Genomic DNA, 21,317 nt, shown 5'->3' with positions numbered 1-21,317 from the left:
TTTTTTATTCTAATCGAAACTGTTCACACTGAGGACTGAGGTATCCCCGCATAAATTATTAATACTGGTTTAAGTTGATTTATGAGGGGATTTATCAGCACTAAGGAGGAGCTGTTTTGGGATAATTTCATTCTAAAATTCGTGGGGATAAGGCAGATCACGAACGTATAGGAAAATATAGAGAGTCCCCCATAGAGTGCTATGGCGGCTACTACAAAAAATTTTGTGAGGACCCTTAGAGGAACAATCACATGTAGATTTAAGCAATGAAACAGTCATAAGTTAAGAATTTTGCAGAAGTGATGTCATTGGAGTTGAGCTCTTCCTTAGTCAAGGGAAACTCTGTGAGGCTCAACACCAACCTAAATTTCATATAGAAATGAGGGACTAGACTCTGAGGCTCTCCATAGCAAATTAATCCTCAGGCAATACAAAACCTCTTCCACCTGCAGCAGCAGTTAATCCATCTAATGACAAGTCCTCTGCCACCCAGAAGGTACCTTGAGCACTGGCAGGAATTTTTACCCCCTTCCATTTACATACAGCAATAACCCCTTCACAGGGTACCTGTTGCTCATGTCCAGGCCTTGATTCAATGCAATTTAAAATAAAAGTAGGTTTATCTACAACCAACGCCGACCATTTGCCTGCTTGCAATCGACTTGTCCAGCCAGCACTGGCTCCAGGATCCGTCACTGGATGGGTAATCCATAGATCCAAATTGCTAATGTTATGAATAAATACCAACTTATTCTTTTTTGCTTTTAAGGTGACTGATTCACCTTGTACCGGAATAGCCTGGCAACCCTTGGGAAGGGTTGATTCTGCAAAAAGTGCGGTAGAAAGCAATAAAAGACAAACAGAGAGTAAAATTCTCATACTTCACCCCATAATTTTTAATAATTAGACAGCTATTAGTTCTTTAATAGTGAAGCCATTGTTGCACATCCAATTTGTAATCTCATCCAAGTCTTCGTCAAATGAAAACTATGTTTATTTTGCCTGTGTTAGTTAATTGATGTAAGTGCTCCGGTTCCGTTACGACAGACTTTGCAAAAAAATTAACCCTCAATCCATTTGAGGTAAATTGTATATGAGCTTGCCTATGATAAAAAGACCTATACGGCTCAATCAGTAAAACAGATAAAATATTTACTGTCCAGCAAGAAAACCAAAATCATGGATTATAAAATGCTCTATGATATTTGCCCATTAAAAAACCAGCAATATGCTACTATTTAATTAATTGAGGCATTCACAATATTATCCTTACAACAATTTCTTTAATTAATCGTTTCTATCTTGTAATAAATCAAGGATAGGGTTATGAAGACATCAAAAAAGGACGTTGCAAACAAAAAAAGAAAAAAAATAACTCCAATTGATGGAGAAATTTGTTGCTGCGATGATACCGGCATGAACGATGCAAGTCATTTTTTCAGATTTATTGATAAATTCTTTCAAGCCAATCTTGCTAAATTATCGGCAGGAATTAGTCCAGCTTCTATGCGAAATGCCTATTTTATATGGCTTTCGCAATTAGCAGAAGCACCAGGATTACTGTTGGAATTAGCATGGTACCCTGTTATGCATACTCATGACTGTATTAATAACGTTCTTTGTGCTGATCTTGTAGCAGGCGGGAAAGATGTTCGCTTTCATAAAGAAAGCTGGCAATATATGCCTTGGCGTTTCTGGGCAGAAAATTTTCTTCAAGCAGAAGATTGGTGGCGTCGAGCTACCCACGATGTTCCAGGGCTACCTCAGCCAGTGAAACGCACAGTGTCTTTTTGGGCACGACAATTCCTTGATGCCTTCTCCCCTTCAAATTTCGTCTTGACCAACCCAGATTTGTTTAATGAAACCATTAATTCAAATGGAGAAAATCTGGTTCATGGAACTGAAGTTGCTTTTGAAGACCTGTTTGAAAGGTTAGCTGGTTTACCACCAACTGGTGCTGAAAATTTTATACCTGGGAAAGATGTGGCAATCACTCCAGGTCGAATTGTGTTTCGTAACCATCTGATAGAACTGATTCAATATAAGCCACAAACCAAAACAGTTTTTAAAGAACCTGTCTTGATACTTCCTGCCTGGATCATGAAATATTACATTCTGGACTTGTCTCCAAATAACTCTCTAGTTAAATGGCTTGTGCATCAAGGACATACCGTGTTTATGATCTCATGGAGAAATCCTGATGGAAATGACCGAGATTTAGGGATGGATGACTATTATCGCCAAGGTGCTATGGCTGCTATTGATAAAGTCTCAGCAATTTGCCCAAAAACAAAAATCAACCTGGCAGGTTATTGTTTAGGGGGAACTTTAGCCATGATTACTGCTGCAGCCATGGAAAGAGATGCGGACGATCGCCTAAATAGCCTGACTTTGTTCGCTGCGCAGGGGGATTTTTCTGAAGCGGGTGAATTGATGTTATTTGTCACAGAAAGTGAAGTGTCGTTTCTTAAAAATATGATGTGGAATCAAGGCTACCTGGATACCAAGCAAATGGCTGGTTCTTTTCAGATGTTACGTGCTTATGATCTCATTTGGTCTAAAATGATTCAAGATTATATGCATGGTATGCGCCGCGGGATGATAGACTTAACGGCATGGAACGCTGATACAACACGTATGCCCTACAAAATGCACAGTGAATATCTTGAAAAATTATTTCTAAATAATGATTTTGCAAAAGGGCATTTTTTAGTAGAAGGAAAGACTATAGCGGCCGAAAATATCCGTGTACCAATTTTCGCAGTTGGGGCTGAAAACGATCATGTTGCTCCTTGGCATTCAGTCTACAAAATTCATTTGATGACAAAGAGCACAATTACTTTTGTTTTAACCAGTGGTGGGCATAATGCAGGGATCGTCAGTGAACCAGGCCATAAAGGAAGGACTTATTCTATCCATGAACATAAGAAGGATATGCCTTATCTCGACCCAATGAATTGGTTAAATACTGCAAAAAAACGAAAGGGCTCATGGTGGAAAGGTTGGCATCACTGGTTAATAAAACAGGACTCTCCTGATCGGGTTTCACCTCCTGATTTAGACCAAAAATTACCTGCCGGGCCAGGAAAATATGTGCTGCAAAAATAATAAGCGGGAACTCTTATGCATTGATAAATAATACAGCAGAGCATTTTTATTATGACGCATTAATCAAATGCTACGCTGAAATCAATTGGCACAACCAACTGAGCTTGATATCACAGGATTTATGGGGTTGGTTGAATGGTTAGGTTGCTCACTAAAGAATGTCCGAGTACTATCTGAATAATTGGCTGCTCGTGTGAAATGGGCAGGGCTGCGTTTAATAGTCGCTAAAAGCTTGATTAACTGTTTACGTTTTTCAGAAAATCCCCAATAATCAGAGCTTGCCGCCTCGCTTGGCGTTGGTACTTTTATTAAATCTTCCGCTTGTTTACGAGTAGGTCCAGGAGTCAGATCATCACAAAATTTTATAATTTTGGAAGAGTTTCTTTCCGCATTAAAACCATAATGCCATAATCGTTTAAATAACTTAATTAATCCAAAATAAAATGTTCCCAAACTGGAACTTAAATCCTGCTCTACTGATGCCTCATTAGCCACTTTAGTTAATAGTTTTTTTAATCTTTTGTCTTCACAATCTTTAATTAATAACTCACACCCTTTTTGGGCTAATGAATAATATTTATTCTGCCCCCAATAAACCAGCAAATTTAACTCAGCCTGAGGATAGCTTATATCCCTTTTGGCAAACTGTTTATCATAATAGAAAGCCATGTCGCTTAAAATCTGCTTATCCAATAATTGCGGTTCTTTTAAAATAGCAGATTCCAGAGCATCGTATATCACCCCTGAAACCTCACGCTGGGGAAAAAGTCTCAACAATTTGCTGACTGGCTGAATATAGGCCGGCATCTTCTGAAAAGAATTAAAATAATCCTGTAATAATTGCAATAATACGGTTTTCTTACCTGAATAGCTCAACAAATAAGGACAGATTATAGGAGACTTTCTTTTATCCTTTTTATTCCATGTTTGCTTAATAAAATGACTCCAATCCAACAACGCACGATGATCTTTTAATGCCTTTTGTAAAAAGGCTGGATTATCAAACCAGGAGCTCTTATGTAACAATGAATGCACATATAATTCTCTAATTCCTTTAGGCATCCATAATTTATCCACCAGCCTAAGCAAAAAGTGTTTTGCAAAAGACAACTGGGCTATCGCACGATTAAAAGTCTTTCGCGTATAAAATAATGAGGTTATCTCTAAGTTAGCACATCTAAAAACCAGCTCACCTAAAACACTATAACCAATATCATGCTTATTATCTAAAGGACGTTTCTTACTTAAATGACGACTTATAAAACGAGCCAGCTCTTTTAATTCACTGCCTTGCCAAGGCTGAGCATAGCCAGGGCTAAAATCATTTTCTAAAAAAAATCGACCATGTTGATGGGCTAAAATATGTAATGCCAATTTATACTGAGCATTTTGCTCCCAATAAGAAGTCTTGTTTAACTGCGTAATAAGTGCAATTAAATGCCGCTTCTTAAAAAATTGGGTCACTTTCGCGATTTCAGGTTGGTTAACCTTCTGAACTGAGTTTTGAGTTTTATCATTAAGAAATTCTTTCAGCACTAATGCAGCACAGGGTTCAGAACATATTAGACTTGCAAGTACGGCATCACAAATGGCCTCCTGTTTCTTATCTTGACCAGCGTCATTGATTATCAAGGTTAAGGCATTACTTAAAAGATTATCTTTTTTATGCTTTTTGCCATAATAAGCAAACCGTAATAAGCACTCTGAAAACCACGCTTTATCATGATAATTTACCAAATAATCAGCCAAACAAACCTCAGCGTCATGTTGTGCTAAAAATTTTTGAAAATCAGACTCATAAAACCCATTGAATAAAATAGCGCGTTTAGTATCTCGATTTAAAATATAATGAAAAAGATGAATGGCATTTGGCTTATATTTTATAGATCCTAATAATTCAAATATTGCTTCATCATCAAAATTATCAAGTAAAGAAGATAAAATAGACGGCGGGATTTCTCTCGAAGTCTCTTGTATTTCTTTTAATAGCTTATTATTCAACCACAAACGTTTATTAGTATCTGTACGAATTGACTCGCAGTGATATAATTCCTTTATAGAATTCTCAAACAACACATTACGTAATAATAACTCCAATCCAAAAGAGGAATTTTCCAAGTCATTTTTAGGTAATTCACCCAAGACCAACGCCCCGGATTTTTTTTGAAACTCACTCTCACTTCTTAAATGACTTGCTTCCGTTAAATACCCTATAACCTGGCCCTCTTTATCATATAAAGGTTCATTAATATCAACAGAGCCCGTTTGAGCCAATAAAACAATTTCTTCCTCAACAAAAGTCATTGCAGTGTTCGATTCATTGAGAAATCCAATCCTCTGGCCAGCAGAGTTATACAAAAAAATCTCTTTATCTCTGTATAATTCTTTCGGTAATCCATCAATTCTATGAGAGTCATGATTTAGCCACTGCAATAACGCACCTCGAGGTTCATTATCAGTAACCCCCTCGACAAAAAAACGAGAATAAGCCTGATTTATGGCTCTAAGAAATAAGTCCGATCGTAAATTGGGACAGGTTAGGCTGTAATAATGATAGATTACAGCTAATCCTTTATTAAAATCACTCCCTTTTTCCTGCTTTTCTAATACATTTTCCAATTGATGAAACAAAGCGCTTTCACTGCTCCTAACCCGAAACTGCAACAATTTATACTTTTTATCTAACCAAAACGATTTCCCCTCCGGATGATGAAGCAAATTAAAATCAATTCGCGCCATATGTTCATTGATTTCATCAAAACACGGGCTATGATCTTTGAAAAGTGACTCCTGACTGTATTCCACTTGACTCAAAGTTAATGTAAACAAACCCCATCGTTCAATTAGTTTTCTTACCCCCTTTGGGGGACATGCTTCAACAAATTGAGGTGATGACAATAATCGGGCAATCGAAGAAGAAATAGTCGGCTCTTTACCCTCAACGCTGTTGGATTTGGCAAGCAAATCTAATGCTAATTGATGTAACTCCGGGGTATCAAAGAGGCATGGATCCAGCTGATTTAGCCTTATTCTAATTTTTTTGAGGCATTCCTGGTTTGATGCACAAAACTCAGAACAAAGCAGAGTCAATAAATTATTCCATATTGGTTTCTCTTGCCCATCTTTTTTGTCATGTTCTAAACAATACTCAACTATTAAAAGAAGTGTTTCCTGACTCAACCCTTTTAAAAATTCAACTTGTATAGCTAACTCGGAGCTTTTTAGTAAATCATTCAGTAACAACATCACCAAATGACTCGTTGGAGAAAATACGTCTCTTTTTAATTCATATTGATAAAAATCAAATAGAGCTCTCATTGCTTGTAAATGTATGGAAAAGGGATATTGGGCAAGGCAAGCTCTAAGCTCTTTTAATCGGTCAACTTCATTCTCATACGGAGAAAAAATCCACAAAACCAATCGAATTGAGAGGGCATCAGCAGATTCGTAAACTAATGAATCAAGGAAGCGAGTGAGCCATCCCGACAAATCCGGTTGGCGCAAAAACTGAATTAAATGATTTCTATTGACTAACTCCAAATCATGACTATTTTTTACCAAAAAAGTTTCGGTTAAAATTTGTAAATCTGTGTCTTTAGCCAAATAAGAAAAAGCAGATAAACTACGTTCATCCGCTTCTTCTAAAACCTGAATTAAATCATTGGCGCCCTGTTTTTTTAAAGCCATGATGATTGGTCTTGCGTCACTATAATAATTCAACTGCTTCAAACACCTCTCTGCCAATTCATCATAAGCGATGGCGTCTGTCTCGCTTATTAAATCTAATTTTGGTAAGTGCTCTAATAGACTTCTTTCCAAATTCACTGTAGTGGGGTAAGTGCGAGGGGAAACGGAGCGCAGAACCGGAGTGTACAAGCCAGTACATGAGTCTAATAAGTCTTGACGCAACTCATTTGGAGCATAAGTAAAAACAATTGCAAGCACAGATAGCGACACTGGTAATCGAATAGTAACAGGAGTATTAAGCGTTAATTGATTTTTATTAGCAGGAAATTGTTTACAAAACAGTTCTGTTAAATCATGTGCGTCTTCGTTGAAATGACTTAATAACAAGTTTTTTAAATCTGAAATTGGGATCCGTTGAATTTGTCCTTTTATAACATCTGTTAACCGCTTCATTACCACTCTTCCCTAACATCCTAAAATAATCCTTCCCCAAGTATTGGGTTAAAAGGATAATGATTTTAATATACCCTTAAATTATTGATTTGAAAACTTTAGGATATAAAATGACAATCTGGGTGGATGCCGATGCTTGCCCGAAAATGATTAAAGACATTCTATTTCGTGCCGCTATACGTACCAATACTAACCTTATCTTAGTTGCCAATTCCTATCTAAATCATCCAAAATCACCATTTATTCGTTCAATTGTCGTAGAAAAAGGCTATGATTGTGCCGATCATTATATTAAAAATCATATGCAGGCAAACGACTTAGTCATTACAGCCGATATCCCCTTGGCAGCAGAAGTGATAGCGAAACAAGGATTAGCTATTAGTCCGAGAGGAGAGATGTTTTCAGTAAACAATATTAAACAGCGCCTCACTCTAAGAGATATCAATGAGCAATTAAGATCAGCCGGGGAACGCACTGGCGGCCCCCCCGCATTAAGTATTAAAGAAAAAACCTCGTTTGCCAATGCCCTGGATCGCTGGTTGGCAAAAAACAAATGAATTAGTCAATTAAAATGCAATTCGTCCTTAATTTGACAAACATTGTCGTTGCTTCTAAATTTTAAGTACATCCCAAAGGGACTTAAAGCATGAAACAATTCATGTTCTTTGTTTTACTCATTTGTAATTTTTATGCATTCGGAAAACCAATCATTATAGGTGTTCCTGAATATTCGCCTCCTTTTGTAACCAGGTCAGGTGCCGATGGAGGATTATATTACGGATTCAGCATCGACTTGATGAATTCTATCTGTCAGCGTATTCATATGGAATGCCAGTACAAGGGGATGAATCTACAAAAATTATTTACCAGTCTTAACGCTGGAGATGTTGATATTCTTCTTGCACCAACTCCAATTGTATCAACCTACGATACAAATTATATCTTTAGTCTTCCTTATTTACCGAGTCAGGCCCAGTTTGTAGTTCTAAAGAGTAATAATACCATTATGAAAATTTCAGATCTGAAAGGTAAAAAAGTAGGGACTTTGAAATATACTTTGTATGGAGGACTACTGGAAGAAAATTTTCAGGATTTTTGTGACCTAATAGAGTTTTCAAAATTGACTGATATGGCTTCCGCATTGGCAAATAAAAAGATTGATGCCGTTGTTCTCAACGCAAAAGCTGCAAAATTTGTGATTGGCAATTCTATGCATGAATTAAAATTAGTAGGTGCTCCAATCCCAATTGGACAGGGATACGGAATACTGGCACTCCAAAATAATGCCCCATTAATTAAAGAAATCAATCAGGCTTTATTACAAATGGAAGAAGATGGAACCTATTTAAATATTTATAATACTTATTTTAGTGATTAAATTATCTCCGAAATCTAATTCATAGCCATTTCAAAAAGATTCTAACTGGATTCAACTTCAATATTCAGGTTAAACTAATGTAAATCTGAACGCTCTCTTATAAATTGGTGTCGTCTTTATATAGGAGATTCCGTTCAAAACAATCGATTTCAGCCTAAGATTTAGACGCTTATTTTCTTAAGTTGAGTTCATCGTATAGTACAATGTAAATTAATCTGCAGGATATGACATGCAAGAGAGCCTTGATCCATCAACCATTGTTAATCTTCATAAAATGAGTATCATCCATTGGAAAGCAAATGGCATAGTGTACCAATATAAACGATTCCTTCAGCTTGTCGAAGAAAATCACGCTTTTAATTTTCAATTATGGCACGCTGAAGATAAGGCTCGTCGAGACGATATGGGCTACGAATTTGTTTACCAAGCCAAAAGGGAAATAGACGCCTACAATCAACAAAGAAATAACCGCATGGAAGCTATGGATGAATGGCTTTATAAAGCATTACAACCAGAAAGCTATAATAATTGCCCGGTTAATTCCGAATCCCCTGGAATGATTATTGACAGATTATCTATTTTATCACTGAAATCATACCATATGGATTTGCAAGCAAAGCGGCTGGATGTCAGCATCGAACATAGAACTAATTGCGCGGAAAAACTTGAAATTATACAACAACAGTTAAATCAGTTGACTTTGTGCCTGGAAGAATTATTCAACGAAGTGCAAGCTAAAACACGTACTTTCAGAATTTACCATCAATTTAAGATGTATAATGATCCTAAGCTAAACCCAGAATTGTACTGTTCTGGTTAGGAGTGAATTGATTTAAAGCGGGTTCGCTGTTGGAATGATGGATTGAAGAGAAAGGTGCTTGATTTTTTTTAGTTTTGGTTTCAAATATTCCGAAATGAGATAATGAATTTGAGTGTCTTCGAGAATCAACCCGCTGGGAATCAGTCCATTTGTTTTCAGATCGGATTGATTCCCTTGACTCTTCGGTTTTCTGAATTGTTGCCTCCTTTGTCTCGGACTTAACAGGCTGGTCTTTGCTGTCTTCGTTTAGGTTGACCTGCCCCAAGGGTGTTCGACCCAGCCCTCTTGCCAAAGCTCTTAAGGCCAGGGTGACTCCAAACAATAACGCACTAAAGGCTGCCAGCACATACATGACTGGAGTATCGTGATAATGCCCATCTTCACCCCTTTCCTGTAATGAGTTTCCAGCAAAATCAACAAATTTTTGTCCTTTACCAACTCCAGAAAACAAAGAGCGGAAAACCTCAAACCATTCCTGGAAGAAAAATTGCGGCGAGGAATCCAAAGACAATCCATCTTTTAATGAATCGCTGAATACTTTCGAATCCAATAATTCTGAATCATCAATATTATCGCCCCATTCCAGTAATCGATCGTAAGGGCGTTTTTTTTGCGTTTCTTGCTTTTTTAGATGCCAATAATTAGCCATCAAAGAATGAATTGTGAAGCCAATAACTAGTACCAAGCCTAAAGTGATACACGTAGCAAGCAATGCGGGTGGAAAAGAAACACCTGTCAATACTAAAATAGAACCAATTAAAAACAAGACGCTTGCTAATGCTCCATAAGCATATAATCCATTTTTCAACCCTAATAGAGCAGAGGATAAATAAGTACGATTCGAGCGTTTAGATAATTCCTTGCGCTGATCATCAAACTGCTTTATTAAATTACGAATTAACTTTTTCAGGCGTTTGATTTCTTCTTGATCAGCCTTGTTTAAATGTTGTTTCTCATTCAATAAGAGTAATTTGGCATAACTGGTTTCCAGTTCTTTATTAGTTAATGCCAATCGGCATTTAGTTTGAGTCACCAATAATCTTAACTGAAAATCCTTTTCCTCATAAAGTCTTGTAACAACACAAGCTACTGTATAAAAAACACAAATAATAGCCATTGCTGTTAACAGGGGTGGTGATAAAGTAGCCAAACTTAATACACCGACATATAAATAGAGACCATCAAGAAACCCGCCTGCAGCAACAGACCATAACGCGGCATTACGTGTTTGCCTGGTCTGAAATTGGATTCGCTTTAAATAGGAAATACTTTCTTCATGAGACAAAGACATTAGTTTTTTTATTTCAATGAGGAGTTCTGCATTCGCACTCATCATTTGTTTGCGATCCTCTAGCATACTGCGTATCCAAAATCTATTGGCTGCAGCAAAGACTCCCAAAATCAGTCCCACTGGTGCAATAAGAAATTTTGCATCCACTCCACTAATTAGGTTAAATGCCACAACAGCACTTCTCCAACCTTTATAGGCATTCTTTAAGCCCTTCATCACATCGCGGAAATAAGGCCAGGCTGTAGCGATAAATTTTTTATAGGAATCTTCTTTTTCGTTGTCATACCGGCAGGCTAAAAAGGAAAAAGTAACCAAAAAAACAGATTCAACAGTCATGGTTATTATGCCGGCAGGAGAATTCAAAAATTCATGCATTGCATCACTATCATTTGAAGAACCAAAGACATCAAAAAAATATTTGAACATCGTATAAGAAGAGCTTAGAGAATCTAAAATAGAGTAGGCATAATATACGTGGCGGCTTTTATCGAGGTTTTGAGCGAGAATTCGACTTTGCGCGTCAATACGACCAGCAATTGCTAGAATGAAGACCAAATCGTTAGGTTTGAAAACCTGATTTTCATCTCTCTCATGAGGCATGTATAGGCATGGAGCTATCAGCTAAGATTGGGGGCTATTGTATGTATAATTAGACTTGATGTCAATTAAGCTTTCATCCTGAGTCAAAAAGATACAATTATGATTAAAAACCCTTAATGATACCATACTCCAATACAGAAATTATTAACAAAATTAAAAAAATCTTACATTAAACTCACTCTCAGACTGTGACTTATGTCTTAAACCTGCTACGATATTGCACCAAAATGAACTCAATATGAGGATTAAATGAGATCAAAACTTGTTCTCTTTATGTTTATGTCACTGTTGACAGGACCTCTTATGGCAAACAATGAAGCACAAATTTATGGTTATGTTGAGAAAGCTACCTTAATTGATCAAAACCTCACCCTATCAGCAAAGCTGGATACAGGAGCTAAGTCAGCTTCATTACATGCTGTGAATATTATAGAAATCGACAAAAAAGGTGTTCCTTATTTACGTTTTACTGTCTCTACTAAAACTGGAGATTTTACTTTTGAAGGGGAATATATAGGTAAAGTAAAAATTAAAGTAAGAGCAAGCGAAGGGACCCCTGGATTATTAAGAACGGCTCCGATAAAACGCCCGGTAGTCTTACTGAATGTAAAACTTGGTGATAAAGTCAGGGCAATTAAAGTCAATTTAACCAACAGAAAACGATTTCTTTATCCTTTACTTTTGGGAAGAGATGCCATCATTGATTTTAATGGAGCAGTTAATCCTGCTCTAACTTTTACAACGAAATCCAAGAGCTAAGTGAAATGATGAAAAATAACAAACGTCACGTTTATGGTCTGATTCTCATTCTAATGCTTTTAGGTTCAGGTATTTTTTTATATAGACATATTGTTTTAGATGTGCCTCTAACAGATACTGAAACCATCAATAGCTGGATGGTTGAATCTAATTTACGTTTTACTGCTGATAAAAATACACCAATAAAAGCAAGCTTTAATATCCCTTACCTACCCCCTAATTTTGCCATACTTGACGAATATTTTGTGTCGAGAAATTATGGTGTAACAACCAATTTAAATGGCTACAATAGAGAAACCGTTTGGTCTATAAGACGCAGTAATGGGCCTCAATCACTTTATTATCGAGCAATCTTTCGTCAAACAGACGGTGAAGAGTCGTCTTTGCCAAAACCTTCAGTAATCAAGTCCCAACCATTGAATGATAGTCAAAAATCCGCTGTTGAAACCATCACAAATCAAGTTAGATCAACCTCTGCAGACATTCAAACATTTTCCCAAAGCACCATTAAGGAATTAAACAAAAAGGATGGTAATGCGAAACTTTTAGTCGGTAATGAGTTCAACGATGAAAATATCATCAATGCCACCATTTTAATTCTCAATCAATCAAAAATCGCAGCAATTGCTGTACAAGGAATTCATCTAAGCCAACAAAAAAAGGCAGATTTGAAATACTTTCTTGCTGTTTTTAACGGAAAAAGCTGGATTTATATTAACCCCAGGACTGGTAGCGCTGGTTTACCAAAAGAGTTTCTCATTTGGCAATATGGGAATGGGCCTTTATTTGATGTCATTGGTGGAAGCAGGGCTCAATTTTCATTAACTGTATCACCAACTCCTATTAACGCCTTAAGCGTAGCTAAGTCACGGGGATTACAAGCTGATTCCCAACTCTTACGTTTCTCTTTACTTCAGCTTCCAGTCAATGTTCAAGGAATCTATAAGATTCTATTAACCGTTCCTATTGGTGCGTTCATCATTTTAATACTACGTAATTTTGTAGGAATTAAAACTTTCGGGACTTTTATGCCAGTATTAATTGCTTTGGCATTTAGAGAAACTCACGTAGTATGGGGAATTACTCTATTTATTATTATTATTTCTTTTGGACTGTTAGCCCGTTTTTATCTGGATCAACTAAGATTACTATTAGTACCAAGGCTCGCTGCCATTCTTACAGTAGTGATATTGCTAATGATCTTTATTAGTGTTCTTTGTCAAAATCTAAGTCTGGATACAGGAATGTCTGTTGCCTTGTTCCCGATGGTCATCTTAACCATGACTATTGAGCGTATGTGCATTACATGGGATGAGCGAGGGGCTTCAGAAGCTATAAAATCAGGGATTGGCAGTCTTGCAGCAGCAGTCATTTCCTATTGGGCCATGAGCTATGAACCCTTACAATATTTAGTCTTTGCTTTTCCAGAACTGCTTCTGGTTCTTTTATCCATGATTCTATGGTTTGGTCAATATCGTGGTTATCGCTTAGTTGAATTAAAGCGCTTTAAATCACTTGCGAGTGCCATAGAATGATTAACCTTTTTCGACGTCTGAAAAATCATGGAGTTTTAAGTATTAATCAGCGTAATACAGATTTTGTATTAAGATATAATCCAAGAAAATTATTTCCATTAGTGGACGATAAGCTAAAAACCAAAAAACTGGCTTTAAAGGCGGGAATTTCAGTCCCCGCATTATATGACATTATAGAAACAGAACAGCAAATCAAATCAATAGAAGCACGATTTGCCAGTTATAGTGATTTTGTGGTAAAGCCTGCCAGAGGCTCTGGTGGAGATGGGATACTGGTATTCAAAGATAAAGTTTATGGTCGTTATCGACAAATTAATGGTAAGCTAACTACAGTCCAAGAGCTGAGTTATCACTTATCTTGCCTGCTCTCCGGGGCTTATAGCCTTGGTGGTTCCTCAGATTATGCCATCATAGAAAAAAGAGTCGTTGTTGACCCGGTATTCGCTGAAGTAAGTTACGAAGGCATACCAGATATACGCATTATTACTTTATTAGGTTATCCGGCAATGGCCATGGTCAGGCTCCCCACACGTTTATCTGGAGGAAAAGCGAATCTACATCAAGGAGCAATTGGAGTCGGAGTTGATCTTGCGACAGGAAAAACCCTTGGTGGTGTGTTTCAAAATGACACTATAGACTATCACCCTGATACTTTAAATTCTATTGTAGGAATTGAAGTACCGTATTGGAATCAAATTCTCGAAATAGCATCCAGTTGTTATGAACTAACTGGTTTGGGCTATCTTGGAGTGGATATTGTTCTTGATAAAGATCATGGCCCATTAATGCTCGAACTAAACGCTAGACCAGGTTTAAATATACAAATTGCGAACAGAGAGGGTGGGCTTAAACGATATAGGACTATTGAAGCCCGTTTTAATGAACATAGAAAAGAATCAACATCAGATAAAGTGAGCTTTTGTCGGAAGGAATTTGCGCGTTAAAGGTTTAGATACAATATGTAAACTACCCTATAAAACTCTCAAAATATGACAAATTGATTTATAACCTTGGAGAGTTTTATAGGTGACCTCAAATTATACATAACAATTATTAACTAAAAATTAAGCAATGTATCTTTTTTTAAAAAAAAGTGATTTATATAAAAAGAACTACTTACAAACCGGCAGCATGCTGTATAAATAAACGTTTAACAGGGGTAAATTCGTTGCAAGCCCTCAGTCCAAGACTACGCAATGAGGTAATAGGAGAAAAGGTCGTTCCAAATAATCTTTTAAATCCCTCCATAAGCAATATAATTTGCCAAACAGCATGCTTACGTTCCCTTTGATAAGCCGCCAATATTTTATTCGATGCTAATACACCCTTGCTCATATCCATATGATTTATCCAGCTTTTCACGTCTGCCAAACCAACATTTAAACCTAATCCAGCTAAAGGATGAATAGTATGCGCTGCATCACCAAGGAGTAACCAGCGATGTCCGACATACTGTTTTACATGTCTCATTTGCAAAGGAAATTGATGGCGATTACTCGCTATCTCTACTTGACCCAATTGATTTGCAAAAGCTTTGGTTAACTTCTTATTGAATTCCTTTTCATCAAGTGTTTGCAAGCTCCTGGCATGGTCTGGCCGAGTTGACCAAACTATAGAACATAAATTTGGGGAAGCCAATGGCAAAAAGGCCAATGGCCCGTCAGAATTAAATACTTGATAAGCTGTGTTTTGATGAGGTTTCTCAATATTGACCATAGCAACCAATGCCTGTTGATCATAGGACCAAGTGGTTAAATCCACTTTGAGCTGGTGACGTGTAGGAGAGTTGGCTCCATCAGCTATCATTAATAACTGTCCTTTCCATTTTGTATCTTGGCTTGATATCTCAATATTGTGCTCCGAGCTAACTATCTCGTTCACTGTACATTGAGAAAATAAACTAATATTGCAATCTAACGATATTTGGTGCAATAAGGCTTGTTTTAAAATGGATTCTTCAATAATTGCCCCTAAATTTGGCTCAGCAATACTTCGTGAATCAAAATCAATATAGGCTCCACTTACTCCATCCCAAACATGCATCTTATGATAAGGGGCGACTCGACTCACATCCAAATGCGGCCAAATATCTAATTGCTTTAATAACATTTGAGAGGCTTTATTAATTGCGTAAACACGTAGATCTCTAACACTGGTATCCACAGTTAATGTCCCGGCATCAATAACAGCAACGGTATAATTACGTTTCGCCATAGCTAACGCTGCAGTTAAGCCAACAATCCCCCCACCAATGACAAGCACATCAAATTGTTGGCTCATTGAATTTCCCCAGTACTTAATGCAATTTCACAAACCAAATCGGGAGTAATTCCACCAAAACCACGAGCATATCGAGCCAATATATTTTTTAATGCAGGTATGTTATCAAGGGCGAGTAAACCGAGGTTTCGTGCTAGCCCTACTCCCGGCAAACGACTGGTGAACAGATGTATTAAACCATCTGTTAGCCATGTGATCATTTGCTGATCATGCATTCGCAATTTTAAATAGTGTTCCAACATCTGTGAATTTAATCCGTCTTTAGCAATACATTGAGCCAAAGTCGCGACATCTCTTAATCCCAGATTAAAACCTTGTCCTGCAACTGGATGTAAAGTATGGGCAGCATTGCCCACAAAAACTACCGGCCATTTGGTTTGCTGTGGCATCAAACTCTGTTTCAAAGGATAAGAATATCGTTTCCCTATTTTGTTAAAACGACCTAACCTGTAACCAAAAGCAGTTTGCAACTCCTGTAAAAATTCATCATCATTCAAATTCATCAATTGCTTTGCATCTTCAGGCTTCGATGCCCAAACTAATGACATTTTATTATTCTGCATAGGCAATAAAGCAAGAGGACCATTAGGAGTAAAACGCTCAAAAGCACGATTACCATGTGGTTTTACCAAACCCACATTTGCAACAATGGCCTGTTGATCATAATCCTTGATTTTGACTGGCAAATGACAAAGTCGTCGCATCATGGATTCTGTACCATCGGCTGCGACAATGAATTGAGTTCTGATAAAAATCTCATCTGATTCAGTAGCGATTACAGCAATACCATCGTTGAAATCGATGGATTTTAAATGAGCCGGAGCCAACAATTGTTCTTTATTTAACAGGATACCCAAAGCCCTGTTAATGTATTGCATCTCTACCACATAACCCAAAGGGTTGTTTTTCTCACCACGCAAGCGAGATACTCCGAAACGATGCTGATCAGAAACATGAATCATCTCAATGGATGTGGCATATCCTTCGAGAATCTCCCAAACTCCCAACATGGTTAATATGCGCTGGCTGGCTGGAGATAAAGCTAACGAGCGAGCATCAAAATCTGGATTGACTTTATCACTAAACGGCTTGGACTCAACCAATAGGGTAGACAAACCTAATCCTTGTAAGGCCAGCGATAAACTCGCGCCAGTCAAGCCGCCTCCAATAATCAGAATATCGATCTCTTTATTCGCCACGCATCAAAGCCTCAATATCATTCACATCAACAGGTAATGCATTAGTTAGCACTTCATGACCAGCTTTGGTTACCAAAATATCGTCTTCTATACGCACACCAATATCCCACCAGCGTTTGTCAACACTTTCTGTTCCTGCACTAATATAGAGTCCTGGCTCTACAGTCAATACCATTCCAGCCTGTAAAGGACGCCATTCATTATTGATTTTATAACGTCCGGCATCATGAACATCCAATCCTAACCAATGTCCAGAATTATGCATATAAAATGGTTTATAGGCTTCTTTCTTAATAAGGTCTTCCAAATCCCCTTTTAAAATACCTATTTCACAAAGTCCAGCAGTAAGGGTTCTAAGAATAATTTGCTGAATTTGATTCCAGGGCAGGCCTGGTTTAATTGCTGCAATACCTGCCTTTTGGGCTTTTAATACTAATTCATAAATGATTTTTTGTTCAGGACTAAATGTACCATTAATTGGAAAAGTTCTTGTAATATCCGCCGCGTAATTGCCATATTCGCCACCCGCATCGATAAGAACCAAATCACCACGATGCAAAGGGTTATTATTCGCTGTATAATGAAGAATACAGGCATTTGCCCCACTGCCTACGATAGGATCGTAAGCGACACTACGACAACCATGCCGACTGAACTCATAAATTAACTCTGCTTCCAGTTGATATTCATATTCCATCTTCTGACAAACTTGCATCACACGTTTATGCGCAGCGACTGAAATACTGGCTGCCCGTCGTATTAACTCCAATTCAGCATCACTTTTAATCAACCGCATTTCGCTTAAGATTGGCTCCAGATCACATAACGCTTCGGGTGCTTTAATCCCCTTTCGCACCAGTGCTTTTACTGAGGATACTGCATGTAGAATTCTATTTTCCAAAGGAAAGTTACGGCCCAGGTTATAATATATGGCTGATTTATCGCTCAATAGTTTGGGAAGCTCTTCTGCAATGCTGGCTATAGGATATGCTGCTTGAACTCCAAGCGCTTGTATTGCACCATCCTGGCCTAATCGTTTACCTGTCCATTGTTCTTCTACAGGGTTCCTCGTGCGATTAAACAAAATACTCTGGCTGTCCTTTCCAGAAACGATAACCAACAAAGCATCAGGCTCATCAAAGCCCGTTAGATAATAGAAGTCGCTGTCCTGGCGAAATCGATAATGAGTATCACCATTACGTAACACTTCGTGAGCCGCAGGAATTATAGCAACACTATCGACAGGCAATTGTGCGGCTAAATTCTCTCTTCGTGCCTTATATTCTTGTTGGCTTATCATATCAATTTCCCTTATCACTTTAATAAATGGAACAGACGAACAATCCTTAAGGAATTCAGCTGGATTCCGAATAATTTTATTCTGTCATAGTCTCTTTATGTTATAGGCTCTCTGAAGGTTGAAGAGATGACTTTCTCCTCAAATCAAACAACACAAATAACCTTAATACTTTATCCACGCCTGATCAATGCGTCGTTTCAGAACCTCCGCGTTCTCTTTCATGCAGAACCAAATCGCTGTGCAGCCGAAGTACTGCCATACGAGCATACTCGCTGACTTCCATTAGAGCTTTTTCATCTTCCTCACCTACTTCCAACGTGTCACAATCCAATTCCGCAAATTCTATAAGATGCTGAAGAGCATCTTGAGATTCCTCTTCGTAAAACTGCTCAACTCCAACTCCGGCAATAGTTAAACTCTGTGTAAATCCTTCGCACCACTCACTAAAAGCCTGAGCACGTATGACCAATGATTCATTTTCATCAGGCAGCAACATTTCAAATTCAAAATCAAAATTATTAATCTGTTGCTGACTGATTGAAAACACAGAAAACATAGACAATAAGGCATTACGACTTTGTTCATCTTTTTTATTAGTTAATAAAGCACGTATATAAGCTTCACCTTGGCTATCAGCTCCTGCACAGAGATATCCACACATCATTCCATGTAATTCGCTACCAGAGATAGTTAAGGCTAAAGCAGAAATGGATTGGACAAAATCATCATAATTGGGTAAATGCAAGTGATCATTATCTAAAGACATATTTAACTCTATTTAACAGGATAGCCAATGATACTCCATTTAGAATCAGTGTTCACCTGGTACATTTTCTCAACGCATATGATTTTCATAATTTGCTGCATTAAGCCAAAATTGCTACTATTTGCTTAGTACTATGGAAATGCCAAGGCGTAATAATGACTAACATGAAACTCTGTAAAATAAAATTATTAAATAAAACCTATGAAATCAAATGCCCTGATGGGGAAGAAGTGAATTTAGTGCTCGCTGCAGAAAAACTACATGAAAAAATGCAAAATAATAAAAACAAATTTAAGCAGCTGGATAATTTTCAAACACTTCTTCTGGCTGCTTTGGATATTAGTCATGAATTAATTATTTGTAAAAATGAACAAGAACAACAACGCCTGCAAGTAACACAGTTTATTTCCTCTCTGGAAAATAAAATTAATAAAACAGTAGTAGGTTCTGAAACTGAAAAAAATCAACTCTCTGATTAATTAAGTAAAACACAGCAAATCATTCTATACTATTGATATTAATAGCAAACAATTAAAAGGAATTAGCTATGCGACGTCAATGGTATATCGGATTTGGAGTTATCCTTTTATGTATCTTTGCCATTTTTGCCATGCTGCAAGATATCCTCTGGTTTATCGTCTTTTTAATTCCTATCGTAATCCTATGGATTTATGATATATCGCAAACAAAACACACAATTTTGCGCAATTTCCCAGTACTGGGTCATGTCAGGTATTTTCTGGAGTTTCTTCGCCCTGAAATTCAACAATATTTTATAGCCACAGATGAAGATGAGCTTCCCTTTAACAGGGAAACTCGTTCGATGATCTACCAACGTGCAAAAAGTGTTAGAGATACTATTCCATTTGGAACTGAGAGAGACATCCTAAGCGTTGGTTATACCTGGGCACTTCATTCCTTGTCTCCTAAACACTCAAGTGAAGTTGAGCCAAGAATTATCGTAGGTGGGCCTGATTGTAAAAAACCTTACAGTGCCTCCCGACTGAATATTTCAGCCATGAGTTTCGGTTCTTTATCACCCAATGCCATTATGGCCTTAAATAAAGGAGCAAAAATTGGCGGATTTTATCATAACACTGGAGAAGGTGGGTTAAGCCCTTATCATTTACAAGGAGGAGATATTGTTTTTCAAATTGGTACCGCCTATTTCGGCTGCCGCGATGACCAAGGCAATTTTGACGAAACTGAATTCGCCAAAGAAGCTTCGCGAGATGAAGTAAAAATGATAGAAATTAAACTATCTCAAGGTGCCAAACCATCCCATGGTGGAATTTTGCCTGCAGCCAAATTAACTGAAGAAATCGCCAAAGTAAGAAAAGTCTCGATGGGGAAAGATGTTTTATCCCCCATCGCTCATAGTGCTTTTGATAATCCTGTCGGTTTACTTCATTTTATAAAAAAATTGCGTAATCTCTCAGGTGGTAAACCCATTGGCTTTAAGTTATGCCTGGGTCGTAGGCATGAGTTTCTTGGGATTTGCAAAGCCATGCTTAAAACCAATATATTGCCTGATTTTATTACCGTAGATGGTGCTGAAGGCGGCACTGGGGCTGCCCCGGTTGAATACACCAATTTTATAGGAACTCCCTTGGAAGCTGGTCTGGTTTTTGTTCATAATGCCCTTGTTGGAACTGGTGTACGCGATAAAATTCGGGTTATTTGCAGCGGAAAAGTATCCAACGGATTTGATTTGCTGACCAATATTGCTCTAGGAGCTGATATGTGCAATTCGGCAAGAGCAATGATGATGTCAATAGGCTGCATACAATCGAAACAGTGCAATGCCAATACCTGCCCTACTGGAGTGGCTACCCAAAAGAAAAGGCTCCAATATGGCCTCGTTGTTGATCAAAAAAAGTATCATGCTGCTAATTTCCATAACAATACAATCAAAAGCTTTTTGGAAATGGTTGGTGCCTTGGGGTTAAATAATCCCAGCGATTTAAAACCATGTCATATCATGAGACGGGTTAGTGTAGATGAAGTCAAATCATTTGATCAAATATATACCTATGTCACTCCAGGGCAATTTTTAAAAGATGATATTCCTGAGGAATATAAGTCACACTGGGAGCATGCTGATCCAGATAAATTCTGAATTCATTAAGCCGCTCGCCATC

At 37.6% G+C, this 21,317-nt stretch carries 16 protein-coding genes; 9 read left to right on the top strand and 7 right to left on the bottom strand.

Annotation, left to right across the window (positions count from 1 at the left end):
• Positions 1-414: 414 nt before the first annotated feature.
• Positions 415-879, bottom strand: a complete 465-nt coding sequence (locus tag ACZ5EK_RS00515; protein ID WP_464430849.1) for a hypothetical protein — start codon at positions 877-879, stop codon at positions 415-417.
• Between the two features lie 447 nt (positions 880-1,326).
• On the opposite strand from ACZ5EK_RS00515, the gene ACZ5EK_RS00510 reads away from it, so the two are divergent.
• The gene (locus ACZ5EK_RS00510) at positions 1,327-3,108 is read left to right on the top strand and encodes a PHA/PHB synthase family protein (protein WP_464430848.1); all 1,782 of its coding nucleotides are present in this window, start codon (positions 1,327-1,329) and stop codon (positions 3,106-3,108) included.
• An 81-nt stretch (positions 3,109-3,189) separates the two neighbouring features.
• On the opposite strand, the gene ACZ5EK_RS00505 is transcribed toward ACZ5EK_RS00510, so the two are convergent.
• Positions 3,190-7,248 carry a Dot/Icm T4SS effector Lem1 gene (locus tag ACZ5EK_RS00505; RefSeq protein WP_464430847.1) on the bottom strand — a complete coding sequence of 1,353 codons (4,059 nt, stop codon included), beginning with the start codon at positions 7,246-7,248 and terminating at the stop codon, positions 3,190-3,192.
• 110 nt (positions 7,249-7,358) lie between these two features.
• Here ACZ5EK_RS00505 and ACZ5EK_RS00500 point away from each other — a divergent pair, with 110 nt between their 5' ends.
• The 3 genes from ACZ5EK_RS00500 (at position 7,359) to ACZ5EK_RS00490 (ending at position 9,446) form a co-directional block, all read left to right on the top strand.
• Positions 7,359-7,805, top strand: coding sequence for a YaiI/YqxD family protein (locus ACZ5EK_RS00500; protein WP_464430846.1), 447 nt, complete (start codon positions 7,359-7,361; stop codon positions 7,803-7,805).
• A gap of 89 nt (positions 7,806-7,894) precedes the next feature.
• Entirely contained in the window at positions 7,895-8,626 is a 732-nt protein-coding gene (locus ACZ5EK_RS00495) for a transporter substrate-binding domain-containing protein (RefSeq protein ID WP_464430845.1), read from the top strand.
• Between the two features lie 229 nt (positions 8,627-8,855).
• A complete protein-coding gene (locus tag ACZ5EK_RS00490) occupies positions 8,856-9,446 on the top strand; it encodes a DUF4254 domain-containing protein (protein WP_464430844.1) in 591 nt (196 codons plus the stop codon).
• Here ACZ5EK_RS00490 and ACZ5EK_RS00485 read toward each other — a convergent pair.
• Complete coding sequence (locus ACZ5EK_RS00485) at positions 9,412-11,337, bottom strand: hypothetical protein (protein WP_464430843.1); 1,926 nt, start codon at positions 11,335-11,337, stop codon at positions 9,412-9,414. The two genes, ACZ5EK_RS00490 and ACZ5EK_RS00485, sit on opposite strands and share 35 nt — an antisense overlap.
• A 249-nt stretch (positions 11,338-11,586) precedes the next feature.
• Between ACZ5EK_RS00485 and ACZ5EK_RS00480 the strand changes: the two genes are divergently transcribed.
• From ACZ5EK_RS00480 to ACZ5EK_RS00470, 3 genes are read left to right on the top strand one after another with little or no spacing between them, the layout of a single operon-like run.
• Entirely contained in the window at positions 11,587-12,096 is a 510-nt protein-coding gene (locus tag ACZ5EK_RS00480) for an ATP-dependent zinc protease family protein (protein WP_464430842.1), read from the top strand.
• Between the two features lie 8 nt (positions 12,097-12,104).
• Positions 12,105-13,631: an inactive transglutaminase family protein gene (locus ACZ5EK_RS00475; protein ID WP_464432428.1), complete on the top strand. Its 1,527-nt coding sequence runs from the start codon at positions 12,105-12,107 to the stop codon at positions 13,629-13,631.
• Positions 13,628-14,575: an alpha-L-glutamate ligase-like protein gene (locus tag ACZ5EK_RS00470; RefSeq protein ID WP_464430841.1), complete on the top strand. Its 948-nt coding sequence runs from the start codon at positions 13,628-13,630 to the stop codon at positions 14,573-14,575. Before ACZ5EK_RS00475 ends, ACZ5EK_RS00470 begins: the two co-directional genes overlap by 4 nt.
• 172 nt (positions 14,576-14,747) lie before the next feature.
• Here ACZ5EK_RS00470 and ACZ5EK_RS00465 read toward each other — a convergent pair whose 3' ends face one another.
• The 4 genes from ACZ5EK_RS00465 to ACZ5EK_RS00450 all read right to left on the bottom strand — a co-directional run bounded on the left by ACZ5EK_RS00465 (position 14,748) and on the right by ACZ5EK_RS00450 (position 19,176).
• A complete protein-coding gene (locus ACZ5EK_RS00465; RefSeq protein WP_464430840.1) occupies positions 14,748-15,911 on the bottom strand; it encodes a UbiH/UbiF/VisC/COQ6 family ubiquinone biosynthesis hydroxylase in 1,164 nt (387 codons plus the stop codon).
• Positions 15,908-17,110, bottom strand: a complete 1,203-nt coding sequence (ubiH, locus tag ACZ5EK_RS00460; RefSeq protein ID WP_464430839.1) for a 2-octaprenyl-6-methoxyphenyl hydroxylase — start codon at positions 17,108-17,110, stop codon at positions 15,908-15,910. The genes ACZ5EK_RS00465 and ubiH overlap by 4 nt, the downstream gene beginning before the upstream one ends.
• The gene (pepP, locus tag ACZ5EK_RS00455) at positions 17,100-18,410 is read right to left on the bottom strand and encodes a Xaa-Pro aminopeptidase (protein WP_464430838.1); all 1,311 of its coding nucleotides are present in this window, start codon (positions 18,408-18,410) and stop codon (positions 17,100-17,102) included. The genes ubiH and pepP overlap by 11 nt, the downstream gene beginning before the upstream one ends.
• 184 nt (positions 18,411-18,594) lie before the next feature.
• Positions 18,595-19,176 (bottom strand): UPF0149 family protein, encoded by a 582-nt coding sequence (locus ACZ5EK_RS00450; protein ID WP_464426006.1) that lies wholly within the window; start codon positions 19,174-19,176, stop codon positions 18,595-18,597.
• A 155-nt stretch (positions 19,177-19,331) separates the two neighbouring features.
• On the opposite strand from ACZ5EK_RS00450, the gene ACZ5EK_RS00445 reads away from it, so the two are divergent.
• Together ACZ5EK_RS00445 and ACZ5EK_RS00440 are read left to right on the top strand one after the other, a co-directional pair.
• Positions 19,332-19,655 (top strand): cell division protein ZapA, encoded by a 324-nt coding sequence (locus tag ACZ5EK_RS00445; protein WP_464430837.1) that lies wholly within the window; start codon positions 19,332-19,334, stop codon positions 19,653-19,655.
• Positions 19,656-19,723: 68 nt separating this feature from the next.
• On the top strand, positions 19,724-21,295 hold the full coding sequence (locus tag ACZ5EK_RS00440; protein WP_464430836.1) for an FMN-binding glutamate synthase family protein: 1,572 nt from the start codon (positions 19,724-19,726) through the stop codon (positions 21,293-21,295).
• Positions 21,296-21,317: the final 22 nt, after the last annotated feature.

It is taken from the genome of Legionella sp. JM-2024 (assembly GCF_055389095.1).
This window is presented reverse-complemented; position numbering and strand designations above follow the sequence as displayed.